The sequence below is a fragment of the Chryseobacterium sp. 1B4 genome (assembly GCF_036631475.1).
In the GTDB taxonomy this organism is placed as follows: domain Bacteria; phylum Bacteroidota; class Bacteroidia; order Flavobacteriales; family Weeksellaceae; genus Chryseobacterium.
In genome coordinates, this window is the sequence record NZ_JAPNUF010000005.1 from 235,956 (window position 1) to 247,723 (window position 11,768).

Sequence of the window (11,768 nt, forward strand, 5' to 3'; positions counted from 1 at the left end):
TTAATTTGCTGTTTTTTTCAAAAAAACCTAAATGCACTTATAAATTAATAATAAAAAATGATTAGATTTGTCTGATTAATATATAATGAAAACATTATGAAGAAACTCTTTACCTCTTTAATTCTGTTTCTCTGTTTGATTTGCACAGGCTTTGTATCTAAAGTCTCGGCTCAGGCAGGCCAGATCGGGACAGGAACGGGTACCTCAGTGTATCTCCCCATACGTTCCTATTACGGGTATAGTTATTCCCAGCAGATTTATACTGCTGCGGAAGTTTCGGCTGCCATTGGTACGTCGACCTATATCACAGCCATAAAGTTTTATGTAAACACCGTATCAAACTCTCCGGATTCCTACAAGGATTGGGTTGTTTACATGGGGAACACTACCCAGAATAACTTTACATCCAACACAAACTGGATTCCATTAGGTTCCTTAACTCAGGTGTATGCAGGAGACTTACCTGCTATATCGAATGGAAACTGGGTTACTCTTCAGTTGAATACTCCGTTTATTTGGAATGGGACAGACAATCTTGCGATTGCTGTAAATGAAAAAACGCCAGGTTATTCATCCTCTCCGGGGACAGCCTGGGGAACATATAATGCTGGGCCTAACAGAGGTATTCTTTATTATGAAGATACAGCAAATCCAAATCCGGCTTCACCGCCTTCTGCATCAGACAGATATTCTGACATTCCAAGAATACAGCTGGTAAGCCATCAGCTGACTCCATGTACTACTGCTCCGCCATCAAATATTACTGTGAGTAACATAACTACTGTATCGGCAGTTGTTAACTGGTACACGGCTACAGGGTCTACTTATGTAGTAAGATATAGAAGTTTACCTTCAGGGGCATGGCAGCAGGTTAACGTTACCGCCCCTCTTTCAGGGAGTGCCACAATTCCCGGACTGACAGAGCAGACCCAGTATGAAGTACAGGTGGCTACTATCTGTGGTGGTACTCAGGGAGCATTTTCTTCCAGTGTAAACTTTACAACTCCGGCACTTAGTTATTGTAATTCGGGTGCTACGAGTACTTATATTGATGGATATATCAACCAGGTTGCAGTTAACGCACAAGGTGCTCCATCTATGTATAGTAACTCTGATCAGAGTGGTTATACAGATTACAGTACAGATCCTACAAGAGTGGTTACTTTGGTAAGAGGTGGTAGTGCTACCGTTTCTGTTTCAAAAACGTGGCCAGGTTATCAGTATGGCTTCTTAACAGGAGTTTGGATTGACTTTAACCGTAATGGTACTTTTGAAGCGTCTGAAAGAGTACTTACCTCACCAAGTAATACCACCACTCCGGTAACAGCCACATTTACAGTACCAACCGCTGCCGGTGGTGCTTATACAGGAAACCTGACTACAAGAATGCGTGTTGTATTAAACGAATACAGCCCTATCAATGCTTGTGGAACATATTCTTACGGTGAAACTGAAGACTATGCGGTAAAACTGATAGATTTGTCAGCGTGTAATACAGCGCCGCCTTCTGGCATCATGGTGAATAACGTAACTCCTTCTTCAGCTAATGTTACCTGGGTTTCTACTACAGGAGCTACTTATATTGTAAGATACAGAGTTTCTCCTTCCGGAGCATGGCAGCAAATTGCAGTCAACACACCATTAATCAGTAACCAATTGCTTTCAGGATTATTGGAGCAGACAACATATGAAGTACAGGTAGCTACTATTTGTGGAGGAACAACAGGTGCTTTCTCACCAAGTGTTACCTTTACAACACCTGCTCTTACCTATTGTACAGCTGGTCCTACAAGTAATACTGCAACAAGCGGGTATATTAATAATGTAACGGTTACTCCGACGAATACTCCTATAATGATAAGTAATTCCGTATCTGATAATTATAAAGATTATACCACAGATGCAACAAGAGTAGTTATCTTTGAAAGAGGTTCAGCAAATAATAAAATTTCTGTAAACAAATACTGGCCTGGTTCTCCTACATCATATGGAGTTTCAGCATGGGTAGATTTTAACAGAAACGGTACGTTTGAAACAAGTGAAAGAATTCTTAACACAACTTATAACACAACTACTCCGGTAACGGCTACTTTCTCAGTACCTACTGTAGCAAGCGGTAATGTATATACAGGAAATCTTCCTACCCGGATGCGTGTTGTAATGAGATATTTTGATAATGCTAACCCTTGTGGAACATTCTCCCAGGGAGAGGTGGAAGACTATGCGGTAAAATTTGTAGACTCTCAGAACTGTTCAACGGCTCCTCCTACAAATATCACAGTAAACAATATTGGTGCAACTACAGCAACTGTATCATGGGTTGCTACTGTAGGAGCTACTTATAATATCAGATGGAGAACTACTCCTGGAGGTGTTTGGCAAACTGCTGCAGTTCCTGCCGGTCAGAACTTCTATGGGCTTACCGGTCTTACAGAACAGACCAATTATGAAGTTCAGGTTTCAACAACTTGTAATGGTTCTACAGGATCTTACTCCGGCTCAGTAACATTTACAACACCACCGTTGTCTTACTGTCAGATGACAGGTACAGGAACAAATGACCATATTTCGAATGTAACAGTTACCTCTTCGAACCTTGGTGTTCCACCAATGAATAATACTTCGGTACAGGGTAACTATACCAGCTATACTACTCCTGAGACACTGATTACTTTAGATGTAAATTCTCAAAATAATAAAATCTCAGTAGCAAAAGGCTGGACGGGTTCAACAGGAAACGATGCTGTAACAGCCTGGATCGACTTTGACAGAAACGGACAGTTTACAGATGCAGAGAGAATTTTAATTTCTCCGGCTAATACAACTACTCCTGTTACGGCTACATTTGCAGTTCCTTCAACAGCTTATACTGGTGCATTGACTACAACAATGAGAGTGGTACTGAAACGTTCAAGTGCTCCTGTAATGTGTCAGAATGCTGTGGATGGAGAAGTTGAAGATTACAGAGTAAGAATCAGACCTTGCAGCAATGCAACTCCAAACGCACCGACATTTACAACCACTCATACAACAGCTACTGTTACGATCACAGGTGGAGGAGTAAGCTACGTAGTAAGATACAGAGTTCAGGGAACAACAACATGGACAGAAGTATATGCTTCTACACTATTGGGTAACCTTCCGTTAGTCATCAACAACCTGACACCTGCTACTACTTATGAGGTTGAAGTAGCCGCTATTTGCGGGGATGTTGTAGGAACAGCTACTCCAATCAAGACATTTACAACCAGATGTGACCCTACACCTCCTAATGTAACAGTAAGTAACATTACGCCAACAACAGCATTGATTACATGGGCTCCATTAGCGGCAAGCTCTACCTATACCATGAGATGGAGAAAAGTGGGTACAACTACATGGACAACTGTAAGCTTACCTGCACCACCAGCAAATACTTATGTTTTAGGAAGTACAACTCCATTAGAGTCATATACAACGTATGAAGTTCAGATCGCTAACCAGTGTAATGGTGAAACGACACTGAATCCATATTCAAACCCTAAAGTATTTACAACAGAAAGAATCTGCGAGATTCCGCCACCAGGATTAACAATTACCCAATTGCTTCCTACATCAGCGGCAATTCAGTGGGATCCTTTCCCTGGAGCAACGTATGTTCTTAGATATAGAAAAGTAGGGATTCCAAGCTGGACAGAAGTACCGTCATTAGTTAATAACCTTGTATTGACAGGTCTTACAGAATTAACAAAATATGAAATGCAGGTAGTGAATATCTGTAACGGTACGCCAGGAAACTATACTCCTCCTTACTACTTTACAACACCTACAGTAATCTACTGTAAGATGAAGGCTGAGAACTCTACAGGAGAGCATATTTCTAAAGTGACTGTTAAGCCTACCGGTAAGAAAACAATGGAAAATGAATCCGGAGCTTCTACCTATACAGATTATACAGGAGTGCCTAAAACATTTATCGAGATGATTCAGGGATCAACGGATAACGAGATCATCATCGAGAAAAAATGGACCGGAACTACTTACAACGAAGGAATCGCTGTATGGATTGACTTCAACAGAAACGGAGAGTTTGACATCAATGAAAGAGTATTCACTTCTTCACCTAACTCAAACAGCCCGGTTTCAGGTAAATTCAATGTGCCGTCAGATGCATTTGTAAGTATGACAGACTATAAGTACGTCGTGATGAGAGTAGCAATGTCCAGAGATGGTATCCCGGTAAACTGTACAGACTTCAAAAACGGAGAAGTAGAAGATTACACGGTAAGAATTTCTAAACCTGCTGTTTCCAATCCGATTGATCAGACAAGCGTTATGATTTATCCTAACCCTGTAAGTTCAGTATTGTTTGTGAAAAATGTTAGCAAGAGAGCTAAATATAAGATCTACAATGCTGCAGGACAGGTAATCGCAGACGGTATCTTATTAAACAACCAGATCAACGTAAGCAGATTGATTAACGGTGTTTATGTAATTGATATCGATGATAACGGTAACACTACACAAAAGAAATTTATCAAAGAATAAAACATAAATTTCAAATAGAATAAGCCTCCAGAAATGGAGGCTTTTTTTGTGGCGGATCTCTTATCCACATAAATTGTTTTAGCGAAAAAAACTCGTTAGAAGCTTCTAACGAGTTTTTTTATTCAATACCGAAGATTACTTTTTCGGTCTGTTCCTTTAATTCTTCCAGATTGGTGTTATTGTAAATGATGCAATCTGCCATTTTAATTTTATCCCTTTCAGGCATTTGTTTTTCCATGACTGCTTCTACCTCACGGTAGGTCTTGTTGTCTCTGTCCATTACTCTTTTGATTCTGATATTATCCTCAGCGGTTACCAAAAGAGATTTATAGCATTGTCTGTTCAGTTTGAGTTCAAACAGAAGAGCTGTTTCTTTGAAAACTAAATATTTGCTTTGTTGATTCACCCAGTTTTCAAAATCAATTCTTACCGCAGGATGAATGATTTCATTTAATTGTTGAAGCAGATCTCTGTTATTAAAAACTTTATCCGCAACAAATTTTCTGTCATACAATCCGTTTTCATCGTAAGCATCTTCACCAAGAAGGTCCTTGATTTTTATTTTCAGTTCTTCACTTTCATTGACAATAGCTTTGGCCCTGTCATCAGAGTAATACACCGGAAAACCGAATTCCTCTATAAAATGAGCCACTGTAGTTTTTCCGGAGCCTATTCCGCCGGTTAAACCTATGATCTTGGGTGCTGGTTCCGGCTCTGTCTGCTGTGTTTCTGAATGTAATTCTTCCATAATTAAAAATTAATATCCAAAAACATCATTAAAGCTGAACGTCTCATCAAGTCTTACCCCTTTATCGGTCATTTTTAAACTTGCAAGCTCATTGTGGGCATCGTGTTCAAAGAACAATAAATATTCATTATCTACACACTGCTTAAGGAATTTTCCTTTTTCTTCCAGTGTTAAAAGAGGTCTGGTATCATATCCCATCACATATACCTGGTTGATATGACCTGCCGTAGGAATAAGGTCAGCTGCAAAAACAACTGTTTTTTCCTGGTACTGAATTACCGGAAGCATTTGCTTTTCCGTATGGCCGTCTACAAAGATCACATCCATTTTAAGATCCGGTGCAAAACCGTAGTTTCCGGTAGTAGGAAGAGGTAAAAAGTTAAGCTGTCCGCTTTCCTGCATCGGCATAATGTTTTCCTTCAGGAAGCTTGCTTTTTCTCTTGGATTAGGTTCTGTTGCCCATTGCCAGTGGTTTTCATTAGTCCAGAAGTTGGCATTTTTAAAAGCAGGTCTGTACCCGGTTCTGTCATCGTTCCATTCTATAGCTCCACCACAGTGGTCGAAGTGGAGGTGTGTAAGGAACACATCTGTAATGTCTTCCTTTACAAAGCCGTATTTTTTAAGATTTTTATCAAGGGTATCATCTCCCCAAAGAGAGTAGTGACCGAAAAATTTGTCATCCTGTTTATTCCCAAGACCGCAGTCTACAAGGATCAGTTTTTTTCCGTCTTCAATGAGCAGGGAACGGGTTCCCAATTCGATCAGGTTTTTTCGTCTGCCGGGTTGGTTTTTTCCCACAGACTCTTCGGGACGACTCCGAACATGGCACCGCCGTCCAGTTTAAATTTTCCACATTGTATCGGATATAGCTTCATATGTATATTTTGATTATTTTTTTATTACTTTCATTTTCTCCGCAATTTTTCTTGCGTTATCATCAGATTGCCCAAGCTGTATGATGATATTGTTAAAATCATTCTCTTTTCTGTTCTGAGAAAGTTTTTGTTTGATAAATATCTCAGTTGGGATGATTTTAATCCCAAAAGCTCCCTTCATTTCCTTTTCTACAAACTCTTTTCCCATATCTTTCACCATCATCGGACATTGCTGGAAACTTTCATATTTGAACGTTAATTTATCCAAATGGGCATACAGTTCATCATGATCCATTATTTCAACTTTTCCGCGAATCTGTACTGCTTCATAATTCCAGGTGGAAACATTAATATGATCATACCAGCTGCTGGATATATAAGTGTGAGCTCCCAAAAAGTCACAAAGAACTTCATCTCCGTTTTTTAAGGTTTTTGCCTGAGGATTAGCCCTTGAAATATGGGTTTCAATATAACCATTTTCAGGATCATCTTCATTGAGCATCATCATTGAATGGGTTGCTCTTATCTTGTCAACAGAAGAGATCAGTAAAGCAAAAGAGTTTTCTCTGATGATCTCTCTCATCAAATTATAATCTTCACTTTTGTATAATTTAGGGATAAACATAAATTAATCAATTCTTGAATTTTAAACTTAAAATAGCTCTCCCGGGTTTTTAGGTCTTGTAATATTCAGATGTCTGTAGGCTTTGTCCGTAACTTCTCTTCCTCTTGGTGTCCGGATAATAAATCCTTCCTGAATCAGAAACGGCTCGTAAACCTCTTCTAATGTTTCCGGATTTTCACCAATGGATGTTGCCAGGGCAGAAATACCAACAGGCTTTCCTTTAAAATTTTCAATCATAACACGCATGATTTTATTGTCCATCTCATCCAGACCAAATTCATCTACATTCAGAGAGTCCAGTGCATATTTAGTGATCTTAATCTCAATTTCACCATTTCCTTTAATTTCAGCAAAGTCACGAACCCTTCTGAGCAGGGCATTGGCAATCCTTGGAGTTCCGCGGCTTCTTCTTGCAATCTCAATGGCTGCATCTTCATAAATGATGACTCCCAGAACCCTCGCACTTCTCTGAATGATCATTGACAAAAGCTCAATAGAATAATATTCCAGCCTGCTTTGGATCCCGAATCGGGCAAGCATTGGCTTGGTAAGCATACCACTTCTTGTAGTAGCTCCTACCAAAGTAAAAGGATTTAATCCAATCTGTACGCTTCTGGCATTGGGACCTGTCTCCAGCATAATATCAATCTTGTAGTCTTCCATTGCAGAATACAGATATTCCTCTACAACAGGAGAAAGACGGTGTATCTCATCAATGAAAAGCACATCATTTTCTTCCAGATTGGTCAATAAACCGGCTAAACTTCCGGGTTTATCCAATACAGGACCGGAAGTAATTTTGCAGTTTACTCCCAGCTCATTGGCAATAATATTGGCTAAAGTAGTTTTTCCAAGGCCCGGCGGGCCATGCAGTAAAACATGATCCAGTGCTCCGCCACGCCTTTTCGCAGCAGTAACAAAGACCTCAAGGTTCTCCAGCGTTTTTCTCTGTCCCGCAAAATCTTTAAAGCTCTGGGGACGGATCTGCTCTTCCTGCATCAGCTCCTCTCGTGAGTAGTTTTCCTTATCTGGATGTAAAAAATCTGGCATTAATTCATTTCATTTACCTCAAAGATAGCAAATTTAGACTAAGATTAAAGGGCAGATTGAGAAAAGGTTTGGATTGAAGCCAAGGTTCAGGCTAAGGTTAAAAATGAGAAGACCTAAGATTTAAATAATTGGGATATTTTAAGTATTTTTGAGAGAAGAAATTATTAATAAAAAATTAATAAAATTTTGAATGTTTAGCACAAAGGTACTGATTGTAAAATGAGTAAATCTCAATCTAAGCATTACATTAACTTTAAACTAATGAAATTAATAGGACCATTCAGGCAGGTGGTAACACTTGCTGACCTTCCTTTAAGAGGAGAAATTTCCGATGAACAGCTGGAAATTATTGTAGACGGAGGAATAATAGTAGATCAGAATACCATTCTTAAGGTTGGAAATTTTGAAGCATTAAAAACAGAAAATCCTGCCATAGAAATGGAGCAGATTGAAGGAGACCAGGTCGTTCTTCCTGCTTTTGTAGATTCTCATACCCATATTTGTTTCGGAGGAAACCGTGCCAATGATTTTGCCATGCGTAATGCAGGTAAAACTTATCTGGAGATTGCAGAAAGCGGCGGTGGAATCTGGAGTTCTGTACAGCACACAAGAAATGCGTCTGAAGGAGAACTGCTGAAAACCTTAGCAGAAAGAATCAACTTTTTGATGGGTTTGGGAATTACCACAATTGAAGTAAAGAGCGGTTATGGCCTGGATGTGGAAAACGAACTGAAAATGCTTAGGATCATTAAAAAAGCTCAGAATGAAACCAAGGCAACTTTGGTTCCCACATGTCTTTCCGCCCACTTAAAACCAAGAGATTTTGAAGGAAGCAATCCTGAATATCTTGAATATATTCTTACTGAAATTTTACCAAAAGTAAAAGAGGAAGGATTGGCAAACCGGGTAGATATTTTTATTGAAAAATCTGCATTTCAGCCTGAAGAAAGTAAGGAATTCTTACTTAAAGCAAAAGAACTAGGCTTTGAAATTACGGTCCATGCGGATCAGTTTACTCCCGGAAGCTCTAGAATTGCAGTAGAAGTAGGAGCGAAGTCTGCAGACCATCTGGAAGCAACCATTGATGAAGATATTCAATTCCTCGCAGAGTCTGACACTGTAGCAACAGCTCTTCCCGGAGCGAGCCTGGGATTAGGGGAGAAGTTTACTCCTGCAAGAAAATTATTGGACGCAGGCGCTATTGTAGCCATTGCTAGTGACTGGAATCCCGGATCTGCACCTATGGGAAATTTAGTTACTCAGGCTTCTATTCTGGCCACTTTTCAGAAGCTTACAACGGCTGAAGTATTAGCAGGAATGACTTTCCGTGCTGCATATGCATTGAATCTTAAAGATAGAGGGCAGCTGCAGGCAGGCAAGAAGGCGGATTTTGTCACTTTTAAAACAAACAACTTCCAGAATATACTGTATAATCAGGGTAGTTTAAAAGCTGAGAAAGTGTATATTGATGGAAATCTGATATAAAATTATAAATTAACCATATTTGTTCTTCAGGCAGCCGGTTCCCAATGTCTGCTGAATGAAGAACAGACAATAGGCAAATGACTGAATAATGAATAATATTTGGCAAGGCAGATTGGACGGAGAAGAACTTCTCTATCACAGGATATTTCAAAGAGTAAAGGAAGAGCGTAATTATGATAACATTTCTACAGGTGATTTTGCATTGCATGGTTTTGCTGTAGATGAAGGTGTCAGAAGAAATAAAGGCCGTCAGGGCGCTAAAGATGCTCCCGATGTCATCAGAAAAAACATGTCTAATTTTCCTGTAATCCTTCCGGATTTTTCAATGCTGGATTTTGGAAATGTCACCTGTGAAAACGGCAATCTGGAAAGTACACAAAATGATCTTGCTAAAAATGTTTCAAAAGTACTTTTAAAAGGCGGAAAATCCCTTGTGCTGGGTGGAGGGCATGAAGTTACTTATGCCCATTATTTGGGGGTTAAAACAGCTTTCCCGGAACAAAAAATCGGGATCATCAACATTGATGCCCATTTTGACAACAGACAGCCTGAAAAAGGAGTCGGGCCAAGTTCCGGAACCGGATTCTGGCAGATTGCTCAGGAGGGACCGATCAATTCTCTGCATATTGGAATTCAGAGAAACTCAAATACGCTGAAACTTTTTGATACGGCTCATCAATACAGGATGAAGTACATCCTGGCAGATGAATTGTTTTTTGAAAATCTTCCTTCCATTTACCAGCGTATTAATGATTTGCTGGACAATGTGGATTTTGCCTATCTTACTATCTGTATGGACGTTTTTAATGCATCAGTTGCTCCCGGAGTTTCCGCTGCAGCGTATAATGGTATCTTTGCAGATACAACCTTTATGCATTTTTACAGGCATATCTTAAAAAACAAAAAACTGGTTGCACTGGATGTCGCAGAAGTGAATCCTTCTTTTGATATTCAGGACAGAACCGCAAGACTGGCAGCATGTCTTGTGAATGAATGGCTAATGATTTAAGGCAAAGCTATATTCTTCCGATAGAGAAAATCATTATTTTATTGACCCCTAAGGAATGAAATTTGCTGATTTCACCGTGCTTTTAAAATAAAAGCACCTATAAATTCATTAGCTGAATTTAAAACAGAAATTTATATTATGGAACAATTAATTGAAAGCAAGCTTATTAAAGCAGATAAAGCGTTTTCAGTGTGGAGAAAAGTGCCGTTTGAGGAAAGGCAGAAGTTAATTGCAAAAGCAGCGGAGATTTTAAAGAATAATTCGGAGAAATTTGGAAGGATCATTACAACAGAAATGAATAAGCCCATCTCGGAATCGATTGCTGAAGTGGAAAAGTGTGCATTGATGATGAATTATTATGCAGCTGCAGAAAATATATTAAAGCCTGAAAAAGTAGAATCTGAATTTGCTTACTCTGAAGTTCATTATGCTCCGAAAGGTGTGATTTTAGGAGTAATGCCCTGGAACTTTCCTTTCTGGCAGGTACTGAGATTCGCTATTCCTGCAATTCTGGCTGGAAATACAGTGGTTTTAAAGCATGCATCAATTTGTTTCGGAAGCGGAAATGCTATTGAAGATGTTCTTTTGGAAGCTGGCTTCCCGGAAGGGATTTTCCAGAATCTTGAAGTGGGGCACAAGGCTGTAAAAGAAATCCTTGAGCATGACACTGTAAAAGGCGTGAGCCTGACAGGTAGCGGAAAAGCAGGTGGGGAAGTAGCTTCAATAGCAGGTTTAAATATCAAGAAATCTTTACTTGAACTGGGAGGAAGTGATTCTTTTATCATTTTTGACGATGCTGATCTGGAAGAAGCGGCAAAAGCCGGAGCAAAATCAAGGCTTCAAAATTGCGGGCAAACCTGTACTGCGGCTAAAAGATTCATCATTGATGAAAAAATTGAAGATCAGTTTTTACCTGTTTTCATTGAGGAATATAAAAAGTATGAGATTGGGGATCCTTTAGATAAAGAAACGAAATTAGCCGGAATGGCAAGACCTGATCTGGCAGATGAACTGGAAGCCCAGTTCAACAGAGCACTGGAAAATGGTGCAGAGATTATTATTCCTTTGGAAAGGGTTTCAGAGAATGAATTTAAACCAGGTTTGATCAGAGTTCAGGAAGGAAATCCGATCTTAAAAGAGGAACTTTTCGGACCGCTTGGTATGGTTATGACTGCAAAGAATGAGGAAGAAGCTTTACAAATGGCCAATGATATTCCTTTCGGACTTTCCAATTCTGTTTGGACCAAAAATAAAGAGCGTCAGTTATTCTTTATTGAAAACCTTGAATCAGGAACGGTCAACATCAACAGAATGACAAGCTCTGATCCGCGTTTTCCGTTTGGGGGAACAAAAGCTTCAGGATATGGAACAGAATTGTCTCTATTAGCTTTGAAAGAATTCGTAACAGCTAAAACAATTGTAGGTAATTAAAATATATTGGGATGTCAT

At 39.4% G+C, this 11,768-nt stretch carries 7 protein-coding genes and 1 pseudogene; 4 read left to right on the forward strand and 4 right to left on the reverse strand.

The window, feature by feature from the left end:
* The first annotated feature begins 96 nt into the window (after window positions 1-96).
* Window positions 97-4,527 carry a GEVED domain-containing protein gene (locus OWR28_RS04835; protein ID WP_332385692.1) on the forward strand — a complete coding sequence of 1,477 codons (4,431 nt, stop codon included), beginning with the start codon at window positions 97-99 and terminating at the stop codon, window positions 4,525-4,527.
* 118 nt (window positions 4,528-4,645) lie between these two features.
* On the opposite strand, the gene coaE is transcribed toward OWR28_RS04835, so the two are convergent.
* From coaE to ruvB, 4 genes and pseudogenes are all read right to left on the reverse strand, one after another.
* Entirely contained in the window at window positions 4,646-5,275 is a 630-nt protein-coding gene (gene coaE, locus OWR28_RS04840) for a dephospho-CoA kinase (RefSeq protein WP_332385693.1), read from the reverse strand.
* Between the two features lie 9 nt (window positions 5,276-5,284).
* Window positions 5,285-6,150 (reverse strand): annotated as a pseudogene (locus OWR28_RS04845) (MBL fold metallo-hydrolase).
* 13 nt (window positions 6,151-6,163) lie between these two features.
* On the reverse strand, window positions 6,164-6,775 hold the full coding sequence (locus tag OWR28_RS04850) for an FMN-binding negative transcriptional regulator (protein WP_332385694.1): 612 nt from the start codon (window positions 6,773-6,775) through the stop codon (window positions 6,164-6,166).
* Window positions 6,776-6,802: 27 nt separating this feature from the next.
* Window positions 6,803-7,825, reverse strand: coding sequence for a Holliday junction branch migration DNA helicase RuvB (ruvB, locus tag OWR28_RS04855; protein WP_002976338.1), 1,023 nt, complete (start codon window positions 7,823-7,825; stop codon window positions 6,803-6,805).
* 261 nt (window positions 7,826-8,086) lie between these two features.
* Between ruvB and hutI the strand changes: the two genes are divergently transcribed.
* The 3 genes from hutI to OWR28_RS04870 all read left to right on the forward strand — a co-directional run bounded on the left by hutI (window position 8,087) and on the right by OWR28_RS04870 (window position 11,750).
* Window positions 8,087-9,310, forward strand: a complete 1,224-nt coding sequence (gene hutI, locus OWR28_RS04860) for an imidazolonepropionase (protein WP_332385695.1) — start codon at window positions 8,087-8,089, stop codon at window positions 9,308-9,310.
* 88 nt (window positions 9,311-9,398) lie between these two features.
* Entirely contained in the window at window positions 9,399-10,319 is a 921-nt protein-coding gene (gene hutG / locus OWR28_RS04865) for a formimidoylglutamase (RefSeq protein ID WP_332385696.1), read from the forward strand.
* Between the two features lie 138 nt (window positions 10,320-10,457).
* The gene (locus OWR28_RS04870) at window positions 10,458-11,750 is read left to right on the forward strand and encodes an aldehyde dehydrogenase family protein (protein ID WP_332385697.1); all 1,293 of its coding nucleotides are present in this window, start codon (window positions 10,458-10,460) and stop codon (window positions 11,748-11,750) included.
* Window positions 11,751-11,768 lie beyond the last annotated feature (18 nt).